General features: G+C 46.3%; 20 protein-coding genes. 6 read left to right on the forward strand and 14 right to left on the reverse strand.

What is annotated here, in order from left to right; translation table 11 throughout:
* Positions 1 to 9: 9 nt before the first annotated feature.
* The 4 genes from ACVA54_RS17320 to pilM are packed head-to-tail and all read right to left on the reverse strand — an operon-like array spanning position 10 to position 2,682.
* On the reverse strand, positions 10 to 531 hold the full coding sequence (locus ACVA54_RS17320; RefSeq protein WP_446649783.1) for a pilus assembly protein PilP: 522 nt from the start codon (positions 529 to 531) through the stop codon (positions 10 to 12).
* Positions 521 to 1,114 (reverse strand): type 4a pilus biogenesis protein PilO, encoded by a 594-nt coding sequence (locus ACVA54_RS17325; protein ID WP_119464644.1) that lies wholly within the window; start codon positions 1,112 to 1,114, stop codon positions 521 to 523. The genes ACVA54_RS17320 and ACVA54_RS17325 overlap by 11 nt, the downstream gene beginning before the upstream one ends.
* Positions 1,107 to 1,682 (reverse strand): PilN domain-containing protein, encoded by a 576-nt coding sequence (locus tag ACVA54_RS17330; RefSeq protein WP_099080814.1) that lies wholly within the window; start codon positions 1,680 to 1,682, stop codon positions 1,107 to 1,109. Before ACVA54_RS17330 ends, ACVA54_RS17325 begins: the two co-directional genes overlap by 8 nt.
* Entirely contained in the window at positions 1,666 to 2,682 is a 1,017-nt protein-coding gene (gene pilM, locus ACVA54_RS17335) for a type IV pilus biogenesis protein PilM (protein ID WP_446609205.1), read from the reverse strand. Before pilM ends, ACVA54_RS17330 begins: the two co-directional genes overlap by 17 nt.
* A gap of 179 nt (positions 2,683 to 2,861) precedes the next feature.
* Between pilM and ACVA54_RS17340 the strand changes: the two genes are divergently transcribed.
* Entirely contained in the window at positions 2,862 to 5,426 is a 2,565-nt protein-coding gene (locus ACVA54_RS17340; RefSeq protein ID WP_119464641.1) for a penicillin-binding protein 1A, read from the forward strand.
* A 60-nt stretch (positions 5,427 to 5,486) separates the two neighbouring features.
* Here ACVA54_RS17340 and oxyR read toward each other — a convergent pair whose 3' ends face one another.
* A complete protein-coding gene (gene oxyR, locus ACVA54_RS17345) occupies positions 5,487 to 6,395 on the reverse strand; it encodes a DNA-binding transcriptional regulator OxyR (protein WP_099080811.1) in 909 nt (302 codons plus the stop codon).
* A 167-nt stretch (positions 6,396 to 6,562) separates the two neighbouring features.
* Here oxyR and ACVA54_RS17350 point away from each other — a divergent pair, with 167 nt between their 5' ends.
* Positions 6,563 to 7,291 carry a redoxin family protein gene (locus tag ACVA54_RS17350; protein WP_119464639.1) on the forward strand — a complete coding sequence of 243 codons (729 nt, stop codon included), beginning with the start codon at positions 6,563 to 6,565 and terminating at the stop codon, positions 7,289 to 7,291.
* Between the two features lie 263 nt (positions 7,292 to 7,554).
* Here ACVA54_RS17350 and argH read toward each other — a convergent pair whose 3' ends face one another.
* From argH to argC, 4 genes are all read right to left on the reverse strand, one after another.
* Complete coding sequence (gene argH / locus ACVA54_RS17355; protein ID WP_099080809.1) at positions 7,555 to 9,429, reverse strand: argininosuccinate lyase; 1,875 nt, start codon at positions 9,427 to 9,429, stop codon at positions 7,555 to 7,557.
* A 250-nt stretch (positions 9,430 to 9,679) separates the two neighbouring features.
* A complete protein-coding gene (locus ACVA54_RS17360; RefSeq protein WP_099080808.1) occupies positions 9,680 to 10,894 on the reverse strand; it encodes an argininosuccinate synthase in 1,215 nt (404 codons plus the stop codon).
* A 90-nt stretch (positions 10,895 to 10,984) separates the two neighbouring features.
* Complete coding sequence (gene argB / locus ACVA54_RS17365) at positions 10,985 to 11,776, reverse strand: acetylglutamate kinase (RefSeq protein ID WP_099080807.1); 792 nt, start codon at positions 11,774 to 11,776, stop codon at positions 10,985 to 10,987.
* A gap of 21 nt (positions 11,777 to 11,797) precedes the next feature.
* A complete protein-coding gene (gene argC / locus ACVA54_RS17370; RefSeq protein ID WP_099080806.1) occupies positions 11,798 to 12,802 on the reverse strand; it encodes an N-acetyl-gamma-glutamyl-phosphate reductase in 1,005 nt (334 codons plus the stop codon).
* A gap of 143 nt (positions 12,803 to 12,945) precedes the next feature.
* Here argC and argE point away from each other — a divergent pair, with 143 nt between their 5' ends.
* The 3 genes from argE to ACVA54_RS17385 all read left to right on the forward strand — a co-directional run bounded on the left by argE (position 12,946) and on the right by ACVA54_RS17385 (position 17,975).
* Complete coding sequence (gene argE, locus ACVA54_RS17375; RefSeq protein WP_099080805.1) at positions 12,946 to 14,082, forward strand: acetylornithine deacetylase; 1,137 nt, start codon at positions 12,946 to 12,948, stop codon at positions 14,080 to 14,082.
* Positions 14,083 to 14,361: 279 nt separating this feature from the next.
* Positions 14,362 to 16,995, forward strand: coding sequence for a phosphoenolpyruvate carboxylase (ppc, locus tag ACVA54_RS17380; protein WP_099080804.1), 2,634 nt, complete (start codon positions 14,362 to 14,364; stop codon positions 16,993 to 16,995).
* Between the two features lie 440 nt (positions 16,996 to 17,435).
* Positions 17,436 to 17,975: a PadR family transcriptional regulator gene (locus tag ACVA54_RS17385; RefSeq protein WP_099080803.1), complete on the forward strand. Its 540-nt coding sequence runs from the start codon at positions 17,436 to 17,438 to the stop codon at positions 17,973 to 17,975.
* A gap of 70 nt (positions 17,976 to 18,045) precedes the next feature.
* On the opposite strand, the gene metF is transcribed toward ACVA54_RS17385, so the two are convergent.
* The 3 genes from metF to ACVA54_RS17400 form a co-directional block, all read right to left on the reverse strand.
* Complete coding sequence (gene metF / locus ACVA54_RS17390; RefSeq protein WP_099080802.1) at positions 18,046 to 18,948, reverse strand: methylenetetrahydrofolate reductase; 903 nt, start codon at positions 18,946 to 18,948, stop codon at positions 18,046 to 18,048.
* A 270-nt stretch (positions 18,949 to 19,218) separates the two neighbouring features.
* Positions 19,219 to 21,627, reverse strand: a complete 2,409-nt coding sequence (locus tag ACVA54_RS17395; protein ID WP_446649784.1) for a bifunctional aspartate kinase/homoserine dehydrogenase II — start codon at positions 21,625 to 21,627, stop codon at positions 19,219 to 19,221.
* A 16-nt stretch (positions 21,628 to 21,643) separates the two neighbouring features.
* The gene (locus ACVA54_RS17400) at positions 21,644 to 22,804 is read right to left on the reverse strand and encodes an O-succinylhomoserine (thiol)-lyase (RefSeq protein WP_446649785.1); all 1,161 of its coding nucleotides are present in this window, start codon (positions 22,802 to 22,804) and stop codon (positions 21,644 to 21,646) included.
* Positions 22,805 to 23,032: 228 nt separating this feature from the next.
* On the opposite strand from ACVA54_RS17400, the gene metJ reads away from it, so the two are divergent.
* Entirely contained in the window at positions 23,033 to 23,353 is a 321-nt protein-coding gene (gene metJ / locus ACVA54_RS17405) for a met regulon transcriptional regulator MetJ (protein WP_005432736.1), read from the forward strand.
* Between the two features lie 115 nt (positions 23,354 to 23,468).
* Here the strand turns inward: metJ and ACVA54_RS17410 are convergent, their stop codons facing one another.
* Positions 23,469 to 24,746: a malic enzyme-like NAD(P)-binding protein gene (locus tag ACVA54_RS17410; protein ID WP_099080799.1), complete on the reverse strand. Its 1,278-nt coding sequence runs from the start codon at positions 24,744 to 24,746 to the stop codon at positions 23,469 to 23,471.
* A 489-nt stretch (positions 24,747 to 25,235) separates the two neighbouring features.
* A partial coding sequence (locus ACVA54_RS17415) for an EF-Tu C-terminal domain-related protein (RefSeq protein ID WP_446581627.1) occupies positions 25,236 to 25,307 on the reverse strand: 72 nt, incomplete at its 5' end.

The raw sequence follows: 25,307 nt of genomic DNA on the forward strand, positions 1-25,307 counted from the left end.
CAGCTATATCTATCTCAAAGCCAGCTTAACTTTGCGTTTTTGCCAGCACCCTAAGCCATCGGGCAGGGTTTCATTAATCGTTAAATAACGCTGGGATACATGGGTAACCTTGCCATTGTTGCGCCCAAGATATTGCCCCGGCTTAATGGGGTAAACGGTGCCGTTTGGTGCTTGCACAAGCCCTGAAACATTGTTATCTACACCCATCACACCTTTTAAACGCAACTGACTAAGAGGAAAGCGTTCCAGTTTTCCGGTACGCTTTCTCGCCGGAGGCTGCCAGCAATCTTTCCTAACCTCGGGTTGAGTCGCAATAATGGCTTCTTTCGGTAGCTCAAATGGGGCTCGCATCACCATGGGATCATAAGCGACCACCCGATATTTCTCCGCTGGCCTCAGTTTTTCCGCATCACGACGCGCTTTCTCTTCTACACCACGAATGAAATCGCTCAATGATTCATCATTGCCTTGGCACCCAACTAATACGCTGGCAATAGCAATACCTATCATCAGCAAAGTTTTATTTCTCAACTTTCGCTTCCTCAGGTTTGAACTGGTAAGTGTTCGCCTTTACGCGAAAATGCAGAGCTTCGCTCTCTTGACTGACTCGCTGCCACGTCACATCGGTAAATGTAATGATACGAGGCAGCGTCGCAATAGCTTGGGAGAAACGGCCAATATCATGAAAATCACCTGTCAGCTCAATATTGAGTGGCAAACGGTATAGAAAGTGCTCGGACTGTTTCTCCCCCCACTCAATACTGGTAAACGTCAGCTTGTTATCAATACCGAGCTCATTAACAGAGGCCAGCATGGTTGCCAGTTCTTTCTGCACTGGCAGTTGTTGCAATAGCATTTTGTAGCGCGTGGTGAGCTCATCCAACTGCGATTGAAGCTGAGGCAACGTTGCAACTTTATTTGCTTTGATTCTGAGTGCCACTTTTAAGGCTTGCTCTTCTTGGATCTGGCTATTAAGACGTTGCTCTTCGGGAATAAGATAAAACCAATAGCCAAAGCCCTGAATGAACAACACCATTAATAAGATGACAGCCAACTGAGGATGTAATGGCCACTCTGCAATTTCATCAAATTCTAGATCTGACCAATTAGCCATGTTGACCTCCTGTCTGTTGAAGAGGCTCTTTAAACAAGAAGGAGGCTTTGAAGGCCTGAAATTCTTTACCAAAGCGCACTTTACCGTGAACAATCGAATGCATTTCTACATCGAGTAACTTGGCCGACCTCTCCATTTTATCCAGCATAGTTGCCAAGCGCGGCGTGCTATCGGAAATGCCTGAAATCTCTATCTCATAATCGTTCATCTTGATCTTATCGACGTACACACCATTCGGGATCACGGAAGGCATCAAATTCATGAACTCCGTCGTTTTGTTTCGCCCGCGTTGAAGTTCTTCAACAACCTTCAAGCGTCCTAAGATCTTGTCGTGTTCTTGCTCGGCGATCTTCATCGCTTTCATTCGTTGATCTAGTAGTGAAATATAATGTGCTAAATAATCGATGCGCTGCTGCTGCTGATCTTGCTGATACTGGTAGTACTGGCCAATGCTCCATTGAATGCCACCTGCCACTAATGCACTTAAAATCACTAGCCCGACAAAGCGACGACGGTGTGCCTCACGCTGGCGTTCGCGCCAAGGAAGAAGGTTAATGTGATACAACATTCTTACCTCCTAACCACTGAATCCCACGCACAGCAAGCCCCGCAGCCGCAGTGAAACGCGGCCAGTCCGCGGTGTAACGCTTGCGCTTAGGCACTTTCATATCAAATAAACCAAGAGGGTTGAGCAACTCACACTCTATCGCCAGTTGTTCAGACAGAGCTTCAGCGAGCATTGGCATGGTCGCCCCTTCGCCAGACAGCCAGATACCTTGGATGTTTTGTGAACCATTCATCGAGCTGTATAACTGCATTTGACGCTTCACATGTTCGATCATGTGACAGTTAAACGACTCAGCCATCCCTTGTTCATTATTTTCAGAGAGGGCATCGTGTCTCACTCCACTGACGTTGCGGGTTCCGCAGACAAACTCTTTATGAAAGAGCTCGCCTTGCTCAGTAAACATGGTGAATGAACTGCTCATTTCTCCAAGGTGAAGTAAACAATACGCACTCCTGCTAGGAAAGCGTCCTGCGGCCAACTGCCAAATGTGCCCAAGACTTTGCGAGTGCACATCCACCAGCACCGTTCTCAACCCTGACTTTTGAACGGCACCAACTCGCGCTTCTACCACTTCTTTACGCGTTGCAAAGAGTCGATAACTATCTATGCCTCGTTCCTGTTCTGCGACTTCAACTAAAGCAAAATCAAGACTCAGTTCTTCCACAGGAAATGGCGATTGATGTGAAAAAGCCCGGACGATGGCAAATTCTTTTTCACTTTCATCCAAGTGGTGTTCAATTGGCAACGTTTTACTGATCACTGCATTGTCAGGAACAGAAATAGCCACTTGTCGAGCGCCAAAAGGAAACATTTTTTTCATCTCTTTTAGGGTCTTTACAAATTCTTGATGATTTATGATGTTATTTTCAGCGACAATACCTTCCTTAAGTAATATTTCTTTGTAGCCCAATAAGGCGTAACTGTTGCCATTGGGTTTAAGTACCACGGCTTTGAGGCTGTTATGACCGATATCTATGCCAGTAACTAATAGCTTATCCATCTCTACTCTCGATCCGATATTCAATCGTGCAAAGTTGTTCTTAGCATCGAGAGAATTTTCTTCGTGCAAAGGTTGTGATTAGCATCTAAATAAGAGTTAATATCTCTATGTGCTAAATTTTTAACCTAAGAGTACAAGGGTTTGCCGTTATACAGCCTCAACCAATCAGGGATTCTCCGGTGAAGTTCATAAAGCGTTTACTATTTTTAACATTGATTTGCATAATTCTTGGAGTCACCACAATTTTCGGCTTCTACCAGTATGTAAAGCCTGAATTGCCAGACGTTGCAACTCTAAAAAATGTTGAATTACAAACACCTATGCAGGTGTTTAGTCAAGATGGAAAACTGATCGCACAGTTTGGCGAGAAACGTCGTATTCCTGTTACTTACGACGAAATTCCACAAGATTTAATTCACGCACTGATCGCGACCGAGGATAGCCGATTTTATGAGCATCCAGGTATCGACCCGATCGGTATTACACGGGCTGCAGTGGTTGTGGCGCTTTCTGGTTCAGCAAAACAAGGTGCGAGTACTATTACTCAGCAATTAGCTCGTAATTTCTTCTTATCGAATGAAAAGAAGATCATGCGAAAAATTAAAGAGATTTTTATTGCAATCCACATCGAACAGCTTCTATCTAAGCAAGAGATCATGGAGTTGTATGTGAATAAAATCTTCCTTGGCTATCGTTCATATGGCTTTGGTGCAGCTGCTCAGGTTTATTTCGGTAAGAGCCTAAATGAATTGACATTGAGTGAAATTGCAACGTTAGCCGGCATGCCAAAAGCGCCTTCGACCATGAACCCGATCTACTCATTAGAGCGTGCAACCAATCGTCGTAATGTGGTATTGATGCGCATGCTAGATGAGAAATACATCACTCAAGAGCAATATGACCAAGCTCGTTCTGAGCCTATCGTAGCACGCTACCACAGCGCTGAAATTGAACTTTCCGCCCCATATGTCGCTGAGCTTGCACGTTCATGGGCAGTCAATGAGTATGGTGAGGAAAAAGCCTACACTTCGGGCTTAAACATCTACATGACAGTGAACTCAAAACTTCAAGATGCTGCAAATACAGCCGCTATCAATAACCTATTGGCTTATGATGAGCGTCACGGTTACCGAGGTGCAGAGAAAACCTTATGGAAAGCCAGAGAAGAAGCGTGGAATACAGAGCAAATTGAAACGCACCTGAAAACGCAACCAACTTACGGAGAGCTATACCCTGCGGTTGTCACCAAAGTGGAGGATAAATCGGCACAAGTTTGGGTGAAGAACAACAATGAGCAGACTATCGCTTGGACTGGCATGAACTGGGCACGCAAGTTTTTGACCGATGAGCGTCAAGGGCCTGCGCCAACATCTGCAAAAGAGATCCTAACCGCAGGTCAGCAAGTATGGGTGCGTGCAATCAACACCACCGATAAAGAAGGCACCATCACAACCCATTGGAAATTGAGCCAAGTACCAAATGCGAATACGGCTTTTGTGGCAATGAATCCAGAGAACGGTGCGGTGCTTTCTCTGGTTGGTGGTTTCAACTTCATACACAGTAAGTTTAACCGTGCAACCATGTCTGTGCGTCAGGTCGGTTCGAGTATCAAACCGTTCATCTACTCTGCAGCATTAAACCAAGGTCTAACACTCGCTTCACTCGTCAACGATGCCCCCATTAATAAATGGGATGAGGGCTCAGGTTCGGCGTGGCGTCCAAAGAATTCACCACCAACATACATTGGCCCAACGCGTCTACGCATAGGCCTGGCACAATCAAAAAACGTGATGGCTGTTCGTACGTTACGTGAAGTTGGCTTAGACGAGACGCGCCAGTACCTAGCCCGTTTTGGTTTTGACATCAATGAGGTTCCTCGTTCAGAGACTATCGCCCTCGGTGCAGGCAGCTTAACACCAATGAAAGTCGCACAAGGCTATTCTGTGTTTGCCAATGGCGGTTATTACGTGGAGCCGTATTACATTGATCATGTTGAGAACCCGTTCGGTGAGGTGCTATTTAAAGCCAATCCAAAAACAATTTGTCAGAAAAATTGCCCTCAAATGAGTGTGCAAGCAGAAGATAAGTTCATCACAGAATTTGGTGAACAAGATGTCGCGTTAGACAACGCCGACACAAATCATACATTGGAAAGCAATGAGCCTAATTACGCACCACAGGTTATTTCAGAGCAAAATGCTTTCTTAATGCGTGAAATGATGTACAGCAACATCTGGGGTGGTGGCAGTTGGCAAGATGGCACAGGTTGGAATGGTACAGGCTGGCGAGCACAAGAACTTGATCGCCGTGACATTGGAGGCAAAACCGGTACCACCAACGATTCTAAAGATACTTGGTACAATGGTTACGGGCCAGGCATCGTGGCGATTTCATGGGTAGGTTTCGATGACCACTCGCGCACACTTGGCCGTACAACCATCAACAGCAATCTAGGTCAAGACCAGATCTCTGGAGCAGAGTCTGGCGCAAAAACCGCAGAGCCTGCATGGATTGACTTTATGCACGCAGCACTAGAGGGCACACCACAACAAAGTAAGAACATCCCTGATGATATTGTTCGCGTACGTATCGACCGTGACAGCGGGCTGTTAACTCACAAAGTGGATGGTACATCGATGTTTGAGTACTTTGAAAAAGGGACTGAGCCTACAGAGTACGCCGGCAATCACCTCGAAGATAGTATCTACTCCACAGGCAGTGGTGAGACAGAAGAGTTGTTCTAATCGCTTAACAAAGAATAGGGAAACCAGAGGCTTCCCTATTCTTATCTACTTTTTGACTGTTCATGCCGCTATAGACGCGGTTTGCGAGCCAAGAATGTCTTTAACCTTCGCTGCTAAGGTCTCAAAACGCGCACGCAGTGGTGAACCAGGACGGTAAACTAATACGATACTTCTCGATGGCACAGGGTTCACAGCAGGTACATAGCAAACCCCATCTTTTTCCTTCTCCTTCGGAACCGAAAGCTGCGGCAATAGCGTAATGCCCGCTCCTGCTGCCACCATATTACGCAATGTCTCCAAACTCGTGGCTTTAAAACGTTCATCATCTTTGGCGCCGGCTGCAAAGCAGAAGCCTAAAGCCTGATCTCGCAAACAATGACCATCACCAAGTGCCAATACCGTTTTACCACTGAGTTCAAGCATATCAATATGATCGAGTTCTGCCCATTCATGGCCACAAGGGACGGCGACACTCATGGGTTCACTGTAAACCTCAATCTCTTTAAATGGTGCAGTCTCGGTTACTGATGCTAAAACAAGACAATCCAATTTTCCTTCTTCTAACTGACGGACCAGTTGATGGGTCTGCGCCTCATGCAAGAACAATTCAAGCTCTGGAAACTCTTCTTTTAGTTGAGGGACGATCTTTGGCAATAAGTAAGGGCCAACCGTAGGTATAAAGCCAATATGCATAGGGCCAGTCATCGATCCACTTTGACCACTCGCCATATCTTTAAAGGTTTTCACTTCACTTAAGATGCGTTTCGCCTGCTCCACCAGCTGCAAACCAGAGTCAGTAAACAATACACGTCGGCTACTTCTCTCTAAAAGGGTCGTGCCTAGCTCATCTTCTAACTTACGAATTTGCCCACTTAACGTCGGTTGACTCACAAAACAGGCTTCCGCTGCCTTTCGAAAATGCTTGTGCTCTGCAAGCGCAACCAGATACTCAAAATCTCGGATATTCATGACATACGATTCGCTTTTATTGCTTGATAGAAATAATCTATCAAAACCATAGCATTAAACGATTGGAGCTATCAAAGTTTTTTTTCAATAATGAGTACATTGAAGCATGACGACGCGGAAAAACCGCTAAGCTCTCAACAAATTATTCATATAAAAAGGAAATCATCATGTTTGCATCAAAAGAAGGTCAAGCTGTACCATCAGTTACTTTCCCTACTCGTAAAGGTGACGCATGGGTGAACGTAACCACGGATGAACTATTTAAAAATAGAACGGTTATCGTATTCAGCTTGCCAGGTGCATTTACTCCAACATGCTCATCAAGCCACCTACCTCGATACAACGAATTATTCTCTGTATTTAAAGAGCATGGCGTGGATGAGATTCTCTGCGTATCGGTCAACGACACGTTCGTAATGAACGCGTGGAAAGCAGATCAAGAAGCTGAGAACATCACTTTCATTCCAGATGGCAACGGTGAATTCACAGATGGCATGGGTATGCTCGTTGATAAGAATGACCTAGGCTTTGGTAAGCGTTCGTGGCGTTACAGCATGCTAGTAAAAAACGGCGTGGTCGAGAAAATGTTCATCGAACCGAACGAGCCTGGTGACCCGTTCAAAGTTTCAGATGCAGACACAATGATGAACTACGTGGCACCTGAGTACAAGACTCAAGAATCCATCACCGTATTCACTAAGCCAGGCTGCCCTTTCTGTATGAAGGCAAAGCAGAACCTGATTGATCACGGTCTTCAATATGAAGAAGTCATTCTAGGTAAAGACGCAACAACCGTGAGCCTGCGTGCAATCTCTGGACGTACGACGGTGCCTCAAGTCTTCATCGGTGGTAAACACATCGGTGGTAGCGAAGAGCTAGAATCTTACCTAGATTAATCCTTTGTCTAATAAGCGCAGTCTACGTTGTTAACGTCCTGAGCAACAGCCTCGTCATTGACGAGGCTGTTTCATATAGGTAAGGCCAAGTAAAGATGATCCTCACTCAGATGACAGATAGAAAAAAGCCCCAAAACCAATATTAGTTTTGGGGCCCTCTTAGATTCTTCTAAGAAAAAGCAGTGGTACTTTAATAGACCAACCTTCTTCTCAAAGGTTCCAATTTTTTCGCTTATTATTTTATCCGATTTGAAAATCTTCGCTTAAGCGACGTTACTTTTCTGAATTACCTGCTCTATAAGATTGATCTCTAAAGCGACTTCATCACACGCATGTTGACGTGGACATTGGTCACAATCTTTCAATACTTTCTCCGGCAACAGTGACTTTGACGTTGGTAAGAAGCTTTGTTTCATAAAGAACTCAGGCGTGCGAGTCAGAACAAAGACTTTCTTGATCGCCATTTGACGCGCTTTCTCAATCAGGTTGTGCACAATCGCACTCCCCTGCCCCTGCCCTTGCCAACCGGCTTCAATACCTAGCGTTCTAATTTCAGCCAAACCAGAATCATAAACGTACAAAGATGCACAACCCGTTACTTCACCATGATGCTCCGCAACGGCAAAAGAACCAATATCACGCACCAGTTCATTACGTGAACGCGGTAAGTTCTCACCCATATTCGCCCAATAAGCCACCATGCCTTCCAATGTCTCGATATCGGTCAAACGTGCAGGACGAACTTTCACCGCCGAGGTATCACGTTGTGTTAGGCGCTTATCGGCTTGTTCCACCGCATAAGCAACTTGCTGTGGTGACACACCACCAAGCGCGCAACGTTTTTCTAAGCAAGATTCGATGGTTAATATATCGTACACATCCACTTCAATCACCTCGGAGAAGGTTTTGAGCTCTCGCAATGATAACTCTTCCAATGCACAACCTTTGGCAATTGCACCAACAACCGCAACACCGACAATATGGTGCGCTTCACGGAATGGGATGCCTTTCGCCACTAAGTAATCAGCCAGCTCAGTTGAGTTTGCATAGCCTTGCTTCGCCGCTTCTAGCGTGCGCTCACCGTTGACTTTAATACCATCAAAGCATAGCGCTGCCATTTCCATGCAGTCGTTCCACGTATCAAGCGCATCGAACAGACCTTCTTTGTCTTCCTGCATGTCTTTGTTATAAGCCAGTGGCAGCGCTTTTACGGTCATCATCATGCCTGCGAGTGCGCCATATACACGCCCGGTTTTACCGCGGATAAGCTCTAGTGCATCTGGGTTTTTCTTCTGCGGCATCAGAGAAGATCCCGATGTCACGGTATCTGCCAGTTCGATGAAGTTAGATTCACCCGAATTGTAGAAGATCATGTCTTCTGCCAAACGCGACAGGTGCAGCATAGAGATAGACGCCACCGACATTAGCTCCATCACATGATCACGATCAGATACCGAGTCTAGCGAGTTACGTGTTGCACGGTGGAAGCCAAGATTGTGAGCCAACTCTTCACGGTCGATTGGGTAAGCGGTACCAGCAAGCGCGCCTGAACCAAGTGGGCAGGTGTCCAAACGCTTCAGGGCATCGCTTAAGCGTGAGTAATCACGCTCAAACATTTCGACATAAGCCAAACACCAGTGAGCAAAGGTCACAGGTTGTGCGCGCTGCAGGTGTGTATAACCAGGTAGGACTGTATCTTGATGCTGCTTTGCTACGCCAACCATTTTAGTTTGTAAACGGTCGAGGGCAATGAGCAGTTGCTGACCTTGCTGACGGCACCAAAGCTTGAGGTCCGTTGCCACTTGGTCATTACGCGAACGACCGGTATGTAGCTTTTTACCTAAGTCACCCACTTTGCCTATCAACTGCTGCTCAACCCATGAATGGATATCTTCCGCATCCGAATGCAAGATTTGATGTGGGTCTTCCATGACTTCTAGTTTGAGCTCATTCAGTGCGAGTTCAAGCTTTTGCTGCTCTTGTGCGGACAGCACATCGACAGAAAGTAACGCTTTAGACCACGCAATAGAACCGACAATGTCTTGCTCAGCTAATCGGTAGTCGAAACGCAACGAATCGTTGAAGTCTTTAAATCTGGTGTCTGCCGCTTGGGTAAATCTTCCGCCCCATAATGCCATTGCGTCTCTCCTGATGACTATTACTTATGCTAACCTGCTATTCATGAAGTGTTGACCAAACTGATGATCATTTGCTCACTTTTTCTTATGTTTCAACGGTACGATAAACCCAACAAAAAATAAAGTATAAATTCAGTATTATTACATATTTATTCACGATTATTTTATTTTTATGTTGGCCATATCAGCAAAATAAAAAAGACCTGCCGATAGTAGGCAGGTCTTTTATTTTATAAGGTGTTAAATTGGCTTATTTTTTCTGGCTGTTCAATGCGCGGATACGGCTGGATAGCGAATACAGACGGATGAAGCCTTCTGCATGGCTTTGATCATAAACTTCATCCTCACCAAAGGTCGCAAACTGCTCACAGTACAAACTATTGTCAGAGCGTTTTTGAGTGACCGTAGCTTGGCCTTTGTACAGCTTCACAACCACTTCACCATTAACATCCTTCGCAAGTTCTTCTGTCGCGGCAAGGATCGACTTACACAGTGGTGTGAACCAACGACCGTCATACACGAGATGCGATGCCTTTAGGCCTAACTCTTCACGGAATTCGAATGATGATTTATCGAGCACGAGCTGCTCAACCGCACGCAGAGCTTCCATCATGATGGTGCCCCCTGGCGTTTCGTAACAACCACGAGACTTCATCCCCACAAGGCGGTTCTCGACGATATCGATACGGCCAACGCCATGCTTCGCCCCTTTCTCGTTTAAGTAAACCAGAGTGTTGTAGGGCGTCATTGCTTCACCATCAACTTCAACAACTTCACCTTTCGCTACCTTTAACGTCACGTATTCTGCTTCGTTTGGTGCTTGCTCTGGATCGACTGTCCAAACCCAGCAATCTTCGTTCGGTGCATTCCATGTATCTTCGAGAACACCACCCTCTGTTGAGATGTGCCACGCGTTGGCATCTCGCGAGTAGATCTTAGTCAGAGACGCTGAGCAAGGAATATTACGCTCTGCGAGGTAATCCAAACACTCTTCACGGCTAACAAGATCCCACTCACGCCATGGAGCAATCACATGTAGATCCGGTGCTAGTGCTGCAAATGCGCCTTCAAAACGCACTTGGTCATTACCTTTGCCAGTACAACCGTGACACAGCGCGTCAGCGCCCACTTTACGCGCCACTTCTACCTGTGCTTTAGCAATGATTGGACGCGCCATTGACGTACCTAGCAGATATTTACCTTCGTAGTAAGCCCCCGTTTTTAGTGTCGGGTAAATGTAGTCTGCCACCATCTCTTCTTTCAGGTCAGCGATGTAACACTCCGAAGCACCCGAGGCTTTTGCTTTCGCTTCAATGCCTTCTAGCTCTTCTGCGCCTTGACCAACATCGGCAACGAAAGCCACCACTTCACAATCGTAGTTCTCTTTTAGCCACGGGATAATGACTGAAGTATCTAGACCGCCTGAGTATGCGACTACCACTTTTTTAACGTTCACTTTGCTCATTTTTGTTCTCCAAACTTACCTGGCGCTGCGCTCGGCGGTCAGTGCCAACCACTTCCTAATGTTGAATTTTTTAACTGTTTTGCTTCTGCTTTATTGCGGCAGAAACTGCGTTCCTATACTTTCACCCGCGAATAGCTGGGTCAGTTTCTCTGGGTAACGCCATGTCGCGACTTCGATAGGACGACCAAGATCATTGGCGGCCTCCAAGGCGGCTTTAACTTTGACGATCATGCCATCGGTGATCACTTGCCCTTGGATCAAGGCATCGGTTTCTTGCTCGGATAGCGTTTTAATCAAATGACCTTTACCATCCAATACACCACTCACATCAGACAAAAGTACTAACTCCGCATCTAATGCGCCCGCTACAGCAACAGCAGCTTGGTCTGCATTCACATTCATCATTTGGCCTTTATCTGTCAGGCCAATTGAGCTAATGATCGGTAGCGCACCTGTGTTTAGAACCGCTTGTAATAACGTTGAATCACCCGGTGATGCTTTGCCTACTGCGCCTAACTCTGGATCAAGCTCTTCGACATGACACATTCCGCCATCTGCAAGACTAAGTCCTACCGCATTCAGCCCATCAGCAATCGCTTGACCTTGCAGTAACTTATTCGCTGTACCCGCAAGCGCACCTGCAATCACAGGAATTTGCTCATAAGGCGTCACACGAAGACCATTTTTCTTTACGGTCTCAAGCTGAAGCTTTGCCATCAACTCATCAACTAGGTAGCCACCTCCATGAACGATGGCGATTTGTCGCTGCGCCGATTTTTGGTATGCCGCAATAGCAGCAAACAGTTGGCTTAAGGTTTGAGTGCAAGATAGAGCTGCACCACCGAGCTTAATGACTAAAGGAGCTTGATTGGTTTGCGTCATCGCATTTCCCTCTTTCAACGACTACAGCAACGCTGTCAGTTCTGGGTAACCGTAATGAATATTGAGACATTGCATCGCTTGACTCGATGCACCTTTAAGTAGGTTGTCGATCGCCGATATCACAATGATGTGCTCGCCTTTTACCCTCCAGCCGATATCGCAGAAAGGGGTATTTTCTACATCCTGAATACGTGGAATACCATCGCCTTTTAGACGAACTGCTGGCTTACCTTGATAGGCTTGTTCAAACGCTTGTGCCACTTGTTTTTCCGCCACACCTTGCGCCAACTTCATTGTGATGGTGGCAAGAATGCCGCGCTTAAAGTTGCCTAGATGTGGAGTAAAAATCACATCGCAACCTAAGTGTTGAGTAATCTCTGGTTGGTGGCGATGGTTAAAGACACCATATGGCTGCAAACTCACTTCGCAGAAGCTATTGACCATGGAGGCTTTACGTCCTGCGCCAGACACACCACTGGTAGCATTAATCACTGGCCATTGGTTGGTATCTAGTAATGCACTTTCTAACAGAGGTTTGATTGCGAGCTGTGAAGCGGTTGGGTAGCACCCCGCCACTGCAATCAAGGAAGTGGTTTTGATTAATTCTTGGTTCCACTCTGCTAAGCCGTATGCTGCTTTATCTAGCCAGTTGTTATATTGATGCTCGAAGCCATAAAAGGTGTTGTAGAAGCCTTCGCTTTTCACACGGAATGCCCCCGATAAATCGAATACCTGACAACCCGCATCTAAGAAAATTGGGGCTAAGTCGTGGCTCACTTCATGCGCTGTCGCCAGAAAGACGACATCTGACACTTGAGCAACTTGCTCAGGGTCGGTCAGTGGTGAAACTGGCATATCAATCACACCCGCTAACTTGCCGTGCAATTGAGCAATATTCTTTCCTGCATCTACGCTATTGGCGGAAACGTATAAACCTGATAGCGTGAGTTCAGGGTGTTTGTTGACCATTAAAGCCAACTCTGCGCCGGTGTAGCCGCTGGCTCCGATAATCGTGGTTTTTAGCATTACATGGCATCCATACGCTTAAGGTCAAAATGACTATTCATATTTAATTTTTGCTATATTTTGATTTTTTATTCATTAAATATGACTTAGTATGTGTTTTACATTTTTACACTCTGTCTGTCAATAGGAGAATTGAAAGATCCATGCAATTACCAAGTTTTCTAGAAGTCTATGAAGGACTGATCAGCACCTCTTCGATCAGCTCAACCGATTCAAGTTGGGACCAAGGCAATGCCAAAGTGATCGAGAAGCTAGCTTCTTGGTTTAAAGATCTTGGCTTTAGTGTTGAAGTGATCGAGGTGGAACCAGACAAACACAATATGATCGCACGTATGGGTGAAGGCGAAGGCGGTCTACTCCTGGCAGGTCACAGCGATACCGTGCCATTTGATGAAGGCCGTTGGAGTTTTGACCCACATAAACTGACCGAGAAAGATAACCGCTTTTACGGTTTGGGCACTGCTGATATGAAAGGCTTCTTTGCGTTTATTTATGAAGCGGTGAAGAAAGTCGATTGGAGTAAGCAGACCAAGCCACTTTATGTATTAGCAACCTGTGATGAAGAAACCACCATGCTGGGTGCGCGTCATTTTACTGAGAATGCGCCTTTTAAGCCGGATTACTGCATCATTGGTGAACCCACCAGTCTTGTACCAATTCGAGGTCATAAAGGGCATGTGGCAAATGCCATTCGCGTAACAGGTAAATCCGGTCACTCTTCAAACCCTGCTTTAGGCGTTAACGCAATTGAGATCATGCATGACGTCATGTTTGCCATGATGCAACTGCGCGATAAATTAGTGAAAGAGTATCACCATCCTGGTTTTGCCATTCCAAGTCCAACCCTAAACCTTGGTCATATTCATGGTGGCGACAGCGCTAACCGTATTTGTGGCTGCTGTGAGCTGCATTACGACGTGCGTCCTCTTCCTGGTATTAGCCTTGATGGTTTAGAGAACATGCTGCGTGGCGCATTAAAAGAACTCGAACTGAAATGGCCAGGGCGATTGGAAATTATTCCACTGCACGAACCCATTCCGGGTTACGAATGCCAACATGACCACCCATTTATCGGCGGCGTTGAAGAGATCTGCCAAACTAGTTCAGAAACCGTTAACTACTGTACTGAAGCGCCATTCCTGCAGCAGTTGTGTCCAACCTTGGTTCTTGGCCCTGGTTCGATTGACCAAGCCCACCAGCCGGATGAATTCCTGTCTTTCGACTTTATCGACCCAACCATCGATGTGCTGTCACGTGCGATGGTGAAATATTGTTGTTAGTCGCATTCTGTACTTTCCTGACAATGCAGTTCGATTGAGCTGCTATTTGTTATCTTCGAGTCTCTTCTTCTAGCACGCTATATCCTTCTTTTGGTGAGCGGTTTTGTAATTAATTTTCACTTAGAGCGGTATAAGCGGACCTAATTTTGCTCTAAATCAGGAGAGCTGTGGAATAATTGCAAACTTACTCGGCTTTATTTGACTAGAACTGGTGGTTTTCGCTAGATTGGAGTCTTAACAAGGACAATGGATGTAGTTTTTTTACGAGGCAGGATGACAATGAACGAGAAATACGCCGCACTCAAAAGCAATGTGCGCATGTTAGGCCACTTACTGGGCAACACGATCCGCGATGCCCATGGCGAAGAAATCTTCGAGAAAGTGGAAACTATTCGTAAATTATCCAAATCGGCTCAAGCTGGAAATAGCGCTGACAGAGAAAGCTTAATAGAAGAAATTAAAAGCCTGCCAGATGAGCAATTGACGCCCGTGACCCGTGCGTTCAACCAATTTCTAAACCTGACCAATATTGCTGAGCAATACCACACCATTTCACGCCATTGTGAAGAGCATATCTGCGAACCTGACGCAATTAACTCGCTGTTCTCAAAGCTTGTGCAAAATGATGTGAGCAAGCTAGACACGGCACAAGCGGTTCGCGAGCTGAACATTGAATTAGTTCTAACTGCGCACCCTACCGAAATCACTCGTCGCACCATGATCAATAAACTGGTTAAGATCAACGAGTGTCTATCTAAGCTAGAGCTGAGCGATCTCTCTTTCAAAGAGCGTAAGAAAACTGAACGCCGTCTTGAGCAACTTATCGTGCAAAGTTGGCATTCTGACGTTATTCGTCAACAGCGCCCAACCCCGCTTGATGAAGCCAAATGGGGCTTTGCGGTTGTAGAAAACTCACTATGGGAGGCAGTACCTGACTTCTTACGTGAAATGAACGACCGTCTAAAATCATACCTTGGCGAAGGTCTACCGATTGATGCTCGCCCTGTACACTTCTCATCTTGGATGGGTGGTGACCGTGACGGTAACCCATTTGTGACCCACAACGTAACTCGTGAAGTACTGCTTCTATCTCGCTGGAAAGCGGCAGACCTGTACCTTAACGACATCAACGAGCTGATCAGCGAACTGTCAATGACAGTGTGCAACGACAAAGTTCGTGAACTTGCGGGTGAAGATCAACACGAACCATACCGTGCGATCCTAAAACAGCTACGTTCACTGCTGAACGAAACCAAAGACATTCTTGACGCGAAAGTTCACGGTCAGAAACTGGCCGTCAAAGCGCCGCTACAAAAAGTAGAGCAGCTTTGGGAGCCGCTTTACGCGTGTTACCAATCACTCAACGAATGTGGCATGGGCGTTATTGCCAACGGCTCACTGCTAGATACGTTGCGTCGTGTTAAAGCATTTGGTATCCACTTGGTTCGCCTTGATATCCGCCAAGAAAGTACCCGTCATGCGGATGCTCTGTCTGAACTGACGCGTTACCTAGGCATTGGTGACTACGAACAGTGGAGCGAGCAAGACAAGATTGCTTTCCTAACCAATGAACTTGCGTCTAAACGTCCTCTTCTACCTCGTGACTGGGAACCATCTGAACCCGTTAAAGAGGTTTTGGACACCTGTAAGATTATTGCCGCGCAACCTCGCGAAGCATTTGGGGCTTACGTTATCTCCATGGCACGAACGGCCTCTGACGTACTCGCTGTGCACCTACTACTACAAGAAGCGGGCTGCCCTTACCGCATGGACGTGTGTCCGTTGTTCGAAACGCTAGACGACTTGAACAACGCAGAATCCGTTATCAAGCAACTGATGGGTATCGATCTATACCGTGGCTTTATCCAAAACCACCAAATGGTCATGATCGGCTACTCTGACTCTGCGAAAGACGCTGGTGTTATGTCGGCGGGCTGGGCACAGTACCATGCAATGGAGTCGTTGGTTAAAGTCGCCGATGAGGAAGGCGTTAAGCTGACTCTGTTCCACGGTCGCGGCGGCACAATCGGCCGTGGTGGTGCACCTGCACATGCTGCCCTGCTATCTCAGCCACCGAAGAGCTTGAAAGGCGGTCTGCGTGTAACAGAGCAAGGCGAGATGATCCGCTTTAAGCTTGGTCTACCAGACGTTGCCGTAAACAGCTTCAACTTATACGCAAGCGCAATATTAGAAGCAAACTTACTGCCGCCACCAGAGCCAAAACAAGAATGGCGTGACTTAATGGAAGTGCTGTCTGAAATGAGCTGTGAAGCCTACCGCAGTGTGGTTCGTGGCGAGCCAGACTTCGTCCCTTACTTCCGCCAAGCAACGCCTGAACTCGAACTGGGTAAACTGCCTCTAGGTTCTCGCCCTGCGAAGCGCAATCCAAATGGCGGTGTTGAAAGTCTCCGCGCGATTCCTTGGATCTTCTCTTGGAGCCAAAACCGCTTGGTACTACCTGCATGGTTGGGGGCCGGTGAGGCGATTCAATACTCGGTAGATAAAGGTCACCAAGCACTACTAGAAGAGATGTGTCGCGAATGGCCGTTCTTCTCGACTCGCCTTGGCATGCTAGAGATGGTGTACTCGAAGTGTAATATCGACATTTCGCGTTACTATGATCAACGCTTAGCGGATGCGTCTCTATTGCCTCTTGGCGATCGTCTGCGTGCACAATTACAGCAAGATATTAAAGCGGTACTGAACGTAGAAAACAACGAGAACTTGATGCAACGCGATCCTTGGGGCCTTGAATCAATTCGCCTGCGCAACATCTACGTAGAGCCATTGAACATGCTTCAAGCTGAGCTGCTTTACCGTACTCGTCAAACCGAAGAGCCCTCTGCTGACTTAGAGGAAGCGTTGATGGTGACGATTGCAGGTATTGCCGCAGGTATGCGTAACACAGGCTAATCACTATTGCCAAAGGGATAACAAAGCTGAGCGAGAGCTCAGCTTTTACTCCTATTCAACAATAACTTTACTATATGGATAACAATTATCCAGACAATTAATCCAAAAATAAAACAAAAAGTCCGCATCTATCAACATAAAAAACCACAACCAAACACTATTGAGCATTTTATTAGTTTTTTGAGCGAATCTCGCCCTAGTATTCCACTTCATGCTTATTATTTATATACTACTCGCCTGCTGAGAGCCCTAAAAAGTCCAATCATATAGGCTCCAGCTCGATGGAAGCATCCATCACTCTAGGTGATAAACGGCTTTAAGGTGACAGAACCAACTTTGTTGGTGCTACTTATTAAATAAAAATCTCAAGCGCCAGCAAGAGCGCAGCTGAAAGTATAAGTAGTTTGTTTACAAGTTTATTGACCATTTGGATTGAAGACATGTCATTACCACACGTAATCTTAACCGTTCTTAGCACTCGCGACGCGACTGGTTACGATATCACTAAAGAATTCTCAGCGAGCATCGGCTATTTCTGGAAAGCAAGCCATCAGCAAGTTTACCGTGAACTGAATAAAATGGCTGAGAAAGCACTCGTTACCTGCGTACTTGAACCTCAAGAAGGCAAGCCTGACCGCAAGGTATACTCAATCACTGACGCTGGTCGTAGTGCATTGGGCGAATGGTTTGATCAACCAACTGCCCACCCAACGGTTCGTGATGAGTTTTCTGCGAAATTGATGGCGTGTTCCGTTCAATCGGCAGCACCTTTCCGTGTTCAGCTTTCTGAGCTAGTAGAAGAATCTCGTAAGCTGGTTTCTCACTACAAAGAAATCGAAGCAGCATACTACGCAACACCATCAACACTAGACAAGCAAGCGCGTTTAGAGCGTTTGACTCTTCGCCGTAACCTAATGCTACGTGAAGCGTGGATTAACTGGGCTGAAGAAGTGCTAACTGAGCTTGAAGTGATCAGTTAATTTTAACACTTAAGTTAGAATAAAAAGGCTTGCCGATAGGCAAGCCTTTTATGCATCAGAAGGAAGTGAATTACGCCTCAACTACCGCTTGCGGACGCACACCTAAGGTATGGCATAGCGCGTAAGTCATCTCGGCACGGTTTAGTGTGTAGAAGTGAAAGTCTTTCACCCCTTCACGGCTGAGCACACGCACAATATCAATCGCTTGGCTCGCACCGACTAGCTGACGCGTCACAGGATCATCATCCAAGCCTTCAAATTGCTTGCTCATCCAGCCTGGCACTTTCACATTGTTCTGCGCCGCAAAGCGAGATGCTTGTTTGAAGTTCGAGACTGGTAAGATACCCGGAACGATTTCTACATCGATTCCAGCGGCTACACAACGGTCACGAAAGCGTAGGTAAGACTCCACATCAAAGAAGAACTGAGTAATCGCACGGTTTGCACCTGCATCGACTTTACGTTTTAGGTTAAGCAGATCAGATTGCGCGCTTTTCGCTTCTGGGTGTACTTCTGGAAACGCCGCCACCGAGATATCAAAATCATGACGCGCTTTAAGCAGCTCTACCAAATCCGATGCATACATATCTGGAGCACCACCACCCAGTGGAATATCACCACGTAGAGCTACGATGTTTTTGATACCGTTGTTCCAGTAATCATCCGCAATGTCGATCAGCTCATCACGAGTTGCATCAATACAGGTTAAATGAGGCGCAGCCACAAGACCCGTCGTCGCTTTAATCTCTTTAATAATGGAGTGGGTTCTGTCACGTTCACCTGAGTTTGCGCCGTACGTTACAGAAACGAATTTTGGTTGAAGAGTTTTAAGGCGATGCACAGAGCTCCAAAGTGTCTCTTCCATCTTTTCACTGCTTGGTGGAAAAAACTCAAATGAGACGTTGATATTGTCTGATAGTTCAGCAATATTTTGGTTTAAGGCATCGATATGGCCTGCATGCGTGTATCCCATCTTACTCTCCCTGTGACAACTCCGTCACTAAATCAAATCCCAAAACCGACGTTTGGACGTCCATATGTCTACAGAATGTATTGAATACGATTTAATGTCAACCTTGTGATTATGAATTTTTCTCAAGTTAACAATGAGGATAGTTCAAGTTTCTTTGCGGCAACTCCGTAACCTAACTCTGCAATTCAGTATGGCATTATCGAGACAATAAAAAACCCCGGAAGCAGTCCGAGGTTTTGTTATCGTTCGCAAAAATTGGCTTGGAATAATTTAAAACAAACCAGCTAGGCGATTAAGGTCGGATTGAATCGCGCCGGCGGTCACTTCACGTCCCGCACCAGGACCTCGAATCACTAATGGATTGTCTTTGTACCATTTGCTTTCAATCGCGAAGATGTTGTCACACGGCAGCAAGTTCGCCAGAGCATGCTCACGTGATAACGCTTCGACACCCACCGTTGCCTTGCCGTTGCGCTCTAAACGAGCGACGTAACGCAACACTTGGTCGTTTTTCTGCGCCTTGGTTAAACGCTCTTGCAGAATCTCGCTTAGGCTATCGCCTTGGTCGAAGAAAGCGTCTAGGCTCAATTCTCGCAATTCTTCTGGCACAAGGGATTCCACTTTCACACTCTCTGGTTCAATGTCCAAACCAGATTCTCGGGCTAAGATAACCAACTTACGCACCACGTCAGAACCATCGAGGTCAGAACGAGGGTCAGGCTCGGTCAAACCTTGTTGCCACGCTAAATCTACCAGCTCTACGAACGGTACTGAGCCATCAAACTGCTGGAATAACCAAGATAGTGTGCCGGAGAAAATGCCCGATAGCGCGACAATGTCATCACCGCTTTCACGTAAATCTCGAACGGTATGGTTAATTGGTAGACCTGCACCAACCGTCGCGTTGTACAACCAATGGCGGCCAATTTTAGCAAAGGCATTTTGTACTTGGTGGTAGTACTGGCTGTCAATCGAACCTGCGATCTTATTTGCGGAGATCAGGTGAATGCCTTGCTGAGCAATCTCAACATAACGTTCAGCTAACTCTTTGCTTGCCGTGACATCCAATACCACGGCTTCATCATAATGTTGAAGTTCCCCAAGTCGCGTTAGCCAACTCCCATCGTTGCAAATTCCCTCATCCTCAAAACGCTGTGCGACCACGGCCGCGTCAATGCCTTGATCATCAAACCAATACGTTTGGCTATCAACCACTGCAACCAAATCGAAGCTCATACCATGTCGCTTTTCTAGCTCTCTTTTTTGCGCTGAAAAAAGTCGTAACCAACTAGAGCCAATATTCCCCTTACCACACAGCGCAACCGCGACGCGCTTTTGGGCTTGGAATAACTGACTATGGATACCTTGCACGAGCTCTGCCACTCCTGCGCAACGTAATACCGCCACCAGGCTCAAGCCAGATTCAGTTTCAGAGATAAATTCAACTGGCGCGTGTTTTAATTGCTGATAGAAACCGAAACAGTGACTGGCATTTTTTGTCACCCCAGCGCCCACCGCAGCCAATAGGGAATAGCCTTCCTTGAGCTTGATTTCAGCTTCTACTGCTAGCTCTTGCAAGTACGTCAGTACTCCACTGGCAATTTCAGCTGTGTACGCTAAGCGCAGCGTTTGTTGATCCGATTGAGCTTCATACGCTAAAGGTTCTAGTTGAGCACGTTTTAGAGCCCGCAAAACCTCTTTCTGTGCACGTTCAAAGTCATGACCATGGAGAAAGGCTAACTGAACCAACAGCACTTCATCCAGCGATGTAATGATTTTAGCCCCTCGCCCCGAAGCCAATACACGCTCAATACGTGTCGAACCCGACTCTGGTTCATAGCTGCATTTAAGATTCAAATCCATTGCGCTCTGCGCAACAGGCTGAAGCGTTCGACTATGTAACACCGGAGCCGCCAAGCGAGCGAGTTCACTCGCTTCATCCAAGCGCAGCAAAGGGAGTAGACAAGCATCCGACACCAAACGAGGGTCTGCACTGTATACGCCTGGAACATCACTCCATATGGTCACCATACTCACTTCTGCCAGAGCGCCAATCACCGTTGCAGAGTAGTCTGAGCCATTCCGGCCAAGTAAGACCGTCTCGCCAGATTCATTTTGCGCCATAAAACCTGTAATAATGATTCGCTTGTGACTGTTCTGCGTAAGTACCGTTTTAATTGGTGGATAAGATCGTGCACAGTCTACTTCTGGTTGAGTCCCGGCATCAGCTCGTAAAAATGCTCGTGCATCCTGCGCGACTGCTGGCAAATCGTACTGTGATAACAAGGCAGCAAGTAAGCGTGAGGACCACACCTCACCATGCCCTAGCACTGCGGCTTTTTGTGCTTCCGTTAGTGGAGCCGACAACTCTGCTAATGTACTGAATTCATCTTGCAGAGAAGCAATTAATTGCACCTGCGCTTCGCCTTCCAGCAAAGCTTCCACCAACTCGGTTTGGAACTGTCGCAAACTTTGCAAGGCTTCATGAGCAATGCGGCCGTCTTTATCTAACCCTTCTAAAAAGTCAATAAGCCGATTCGTCGTTTTACCTGCCGCAGATACCACGACTAAATCATTCTCTGCCGAATACTCTTTAAGAATCCCAACCACACGTAAGTAGCACTCGGAGTTGGCTAGACTACTGCCTCCAAACTTGTGTAGCTGACGTTGTACCCTCATGACTTTCTCCCCCTAATTACTGCGCTGCTTTCGCGAAGGCTTGCTCAAGATCAGCAATCAAATCTTGTGCATCTTCAAGACCAACAGACAAGCGCAATAACTGTTGAGATACGCCCGCTTCTGCTAATGCCGTTTCCCCCATTGCACGGTGAGTCATGGAAGCTGGATGACAAATTAGACTTTCTACCCCCCCTAAAGACTCAGCTAAAGAGAACAATTCCAGCTCTTTCACAAATACTTTTAGCTGTTCAAACGAACCGGCGAATTCAAAGCTCAGCATTGAACCAAAGCCAGATTGCTGTCGCTTCGCAATATCATGACCCGGATGTTCTGGCAGGCTAGGGTGATAAATCTTCGCCACCAACGAGTGCGTTTGAAGATAGCCCAACACAGCGAGTGAACTTTCTTCATGAACTCGCATTCGGGCACCCAACGTACGAATTCCTCTTAATGTCATGTAACTATCGAATGGTGTTCCCGTCGCGCCAATGCAGTTCCCCCACCACGCCAACTCTTCAGCATGCGCTTCACTCTTAGTGATCACCACACCACCAATGACATCTGAATGCCCATTGATGTACTTTGTCGTTGAGTGAATCACAAAGTCTGCGCCCAGTTCTAAAGGCTTTTGGCACACCGGAGTCAAAAAGGTATTGTCGACCGCTACTAAAGCCCCCACTTTTTGGGCTTTTTCACATATAGCCGCGATATCCACCACGCGAACCAACGGGTTAGATGGCGTTTCTAACAAGATCAATTTGGGCTTTTGCTCAAGTGCAATATTCAGTGCCTGCTCGTCAGACTGGTCAACAAACTGAACCTTGAAATCACCTTTATTTGCACGAGTATTAAACAAACGATAGGTACCACCGTAGCAGTCATGTGGAGCAACAATGAGGTCATCAGGGCCTAAGAAAGCTGAAACCCAAAGGTTAAGTGCAGAAGTGCCACAGTTGGTTACCACCGCACCTTTACCAGATTCTAATTCATATAGAGCTTTCTCTAGTAAGCCTCGGTTCGGATTTCCTGAACGGGTATAATCGTACTGAGGAACTTCTCCAAAAGCGGGAAAGCCATAGTTAGTAGAAAGGTAGATGGGTGGAACAACAGCGTGGTACTGACTGTCTGACTCAATACCAGTGCGTACAGCAATGGTCGCAGGCTTATAGGTGCTCATGGGGGTATCCTTTCACGGCTGGTGACATCTGAGTGGGAATGCGCTATATCTAACCTATCTTATTCGATTGATTAACACTCTTCCCTGACTGTTAACCTCACTTTACTTGTCTAAAATTAGGACGTCAATACCTCCAGACGTCTATATGTCTTTGCTTATGGCGGTAAATGCAGCTAAAATCAGCACCTATATTTATTTTTCAACTTATTATATGAATGAAGGTGTGCAATGGCTGACTGGAATGGCGAATACATTAGCCCGTATGCAGAGCACGGTAAAAAAAGCGAACAAGTAAAAAAGATTACCGTATCTATCCCGCTAAAAGTTTTGAAAGTGCTGACTGATGAGCGAACTCGCCGTCAGATCAATAACTTACGCCATGCAACCAACAGTGAGCTGCTTTGTGAGGCTTTCTTACATGCTTACACAGGGCAACCACTACCAACGGATGAAGACTTACGAAAAGATCGTCCAGACGATATCCCAACGGAAGCAAAAGCGCTAATGACGGCAATGGGCATCGAATTCGAAGCATTTGACGAAGAATAATTGCTTACAAATTTGCCATCGTTCAGAAGCGGCATCGGGGCTCGTTTCAGAAACAATAAAAAAGGGACGCAATCGCATCCCTTTTTTATTCCAACGACTTTCTTCTATGAGATCGTTACTCTGCCATGTAATTTTCTGGTATTTCAATACGAGCAACACCTGAATCAACGGCAGCTTGAGCAACCGCTTTTGCTACGCGTGGCAACAAACGAGGATCCATCGGTTTAGGAATGATGTAGTCCGTACCAAATTCAAGCTTGTCCACACCTGCCGCTTTCAATACTGCTTCTGGTACTGGCTCTTTTGCTAGTTCACGAATTGCACCTACTGCCGCTAACTTCATTTCATCGTTAATCTCGCTTGCACGTACATCAAGCGCACCACGGAAGATGAATGGGAAGCACAATACGTTGTTTACTTGGTTCGGGTAGTCACTACGACCAGTACCCATGATCAAGTCATCACGCACTTCATGCGCGAGTTCCGGCTTGATCTCTGGATCCGGGTTTGAACATGCAAATACGACCGGTTTATCGCCCATTAGCTTCAGCGCTTCTGCTGGCAATAGGTTTGGACCTGACACACCCAAGAATAGATCAGCCCCTTCAATCACGTCTTCCAGCGTGCGCTTATCCGTATTGTTCGCAAATAACTGTTTGTATTCATTTAGGTCATCACGACGTGTATGAATCACCCCTTTACGATCCAACATATAGATCTTCTCACGCATTGCGCCACACTTAATCAACAGCTCCATACAGGCCACTGCCGCTGCGCCAGCACCAAGACAAACGATGGTAGATTCTTCAAGCTTCTTACCTTGTAACTCGATTGCATTCAGCATACCTGCAGCCGTAACAATCGCCGTACCATGTTGATCGTCATGGAATACCGGTACGTCACAACGCTCGATCAAGCGCTTTTCGATCTCAAAACAATCGGGGGCTTTGATGTCTTCTAAATTAATGCCACCAAAGGTATCGGCAATGTTTGCTACCGTGTCGACAAACTCATCAATAGTACGATGTTTTACTTCGATATCAATCGAATCCAACCCCGCAAAACGCTTAAACAACAGCGCTTTACCTTCCATCACAGGCTTAGAAGCCAGTGGACCAAGATTACCCAATCCTAGAATCGCCGTGCCGTTAGAGATCACCGCAACCATATTACCTTTCGCCGTATACTTGTAAACGTTATCGGCATTTTGCGCGATTTCACGCACTGGCTCAGCAACACCTGGGCTATATGCTAATGCAAGATCGTTCGCCGTTTCTGCAGGCTTGGTCAGTTCAACCGCAATCTTTCCTGGCGTTGGGTATGCGTGGTAATCCAATGCTTGTTGGCGGCGTTCTTCTTCTGGGGTCAGTTCTTGGCGAGTGTCTTCAGACATGGGTCGTTTCTCTTTTTATGGTTTTTGGGTAAGGGGGATAAATCTTAATGTATAGAAATCAATCTTCATAGGCAAGATTGCGAGCTATATCTTTAAAAAATGGGAAAATAAAAGAGATTAGACCAGACATTTGTACTTAATACCTGATTTAAAGGGTAGTAGTTGCTTCAAAAACATAAAAACGTAGAGCAAAGAGCAAATACTGGTAGCCCCAGTGGATTAAGCACTGCACTTTGGTGAGCTTATAAACCGTTCAAATACGTAATAAGGAGCGAGAAAATGAAATCGTGCGTGAGGAGATGTTATGTTTAAAAAAACAGCAGGATGGGGGTAATAATGACAATACCGCAAATAATGATTAAATAATGAGTGGAATGGTTATCATCACTAACCCAAAAACGATATAAAAAAGGGAAGCCTTAGCTTCCCTTTCGATGCGCCTTCTTCAATGAGAAGAAGAGTGCAAGATTTCGTTTAATTCGTTAAGAATTATTCGAAGATCTTAGCAACAACACCAGCACCTACAGTACGGCCACCTTCACGGATAGCGAAACGTAGACC

It is taken from the genome of Vibrio sp. PNB23_22_6 (genome assembly GCF_052877535.1).

What these genes read in the sequence shown, in the direction of transcription:
- ACVA54_RS17325 (WP_119464644.1), bottom strand. Translation starts at nt 1,114, where the DNA reads ATGGCTAATTGGTCAGATCTAGAATTTGATGAAATTGCAGAGTGGCCA.
- ACVA54_RS17330 (WP_099080814.1), bottom strand. Translation starts at nt 1,682, where the DNA reads ATGTTGTATCACATTAACCTTCTTCCTTGGCGCGAACGCCAGCGTGAG.
- pilM (WP_446609205.1), bottom strand. Translation starts at nt 2,682, where the DNA reads ATGGATAAGCTATTAGTTACTGGCATAGATATCGGTCATAACAGCCTC.
- oxyR (WP_099080811.1), bottom strand. Translation starts at nt 6,395, where the DNA reads ATGAATATCCGAGATTTTGAGTATCTGGTTGCGCTTGCAGAGCACAAG.
- ACVA54_RS17350 (WP_119464639.1), top strand. Translation starts at nt 6,563, where the DNA reads ATGTTTGCATCAAAAGAAGGTCAAGCTGTACCATCAGTTACTTTCCCT.
- argH (WP_099080809.1), bottom strand. Translation starts at nt 9,429, where the DNA reads ATGGCATTATGGGGCGGAAGATTTACCCAAGCGGCAGACACCAGATTT.
- ACVA54_RS17360 (WP_099080808.1), bottom strand. Translation starts at nt 10,894, where the DNA reads ATGAGCAAAGTGAACGTTAAAAAAGTGGTAGTCGCATACTCAGGCGGT.
- argB (WP_099080807.1), bottom strand. Translation starts at nt 11,776, where the DNA reads ATGACGCAAACCAATCAAGCTCCTTTAGTCATTAAGCTCGGTGGTGCA.
- argC (WP_099080806.1), bottom strand. Translation starts at nt 12,802, where the DNA reads ATGCTAAAAACCACGATTATCGGAGCCAGCGGCTACACCGGCGCAGAG.
- argE (WP_099080805.1), top strand. Translation starts at nt 12,946, where the DNA reads ATGCAATTACCAAGTTTTCTAGAAGTCTATGAAGGACTGATCAGCACC.
- ppc (WP_099080804.1), top strand. Translation starts at nt 14,362, where the DNA reads ATGAACGAGAAATACGCCGCACTCAAAAGCAATGTGCGCATGTTAGGC.
- ACVA54_RS17385 (WP_099080803.1), top strand. Translation starts at nt 17,436, where the DNA reads ATGTCATTACCACACGTAATCTTAACCGTTCTTAGCACTCGCGACGCG.
- metF (WP_099080802.1), bottom strand. Translation starts at nt 18,948, where the DNA reads ATGGGATACACGCATGCAGGCCATATCGATGCCTTAAACCAAAATATT.
- ACVA54_RS17395 (WP_446649784.1), bottom strand. Translation starts at nt 21,627, where the DNA reads ATGAGGGTACAACGTCAGCTACACAAGTTTGGAGGCAGTAGTCTAGCC.
- ACVA54_RS17400 (WP_446649785.1), bottom strand. Translation starts at nt 22,804, where the DNA reads ATGAGCACCTATAAGCCTGCGACCATTGCTGTACGCACTGGTATTGAG.
- metJ (WP_005432736.1), top strand. Translation starts at nt 23,033, where the DNA reads ATGGCTGACTGGAATGGCGAATACATTAGCCCGTATGCAGAGCACGGT.
- ACVA54_RS17410 (WP_099080799.1), bottom strand. Translation starts at nt 24,746, where the DNA reads ATGTCTGAAGACACTCGCCAAGAACTGACCCCAGAAGAAGAACGCCGC.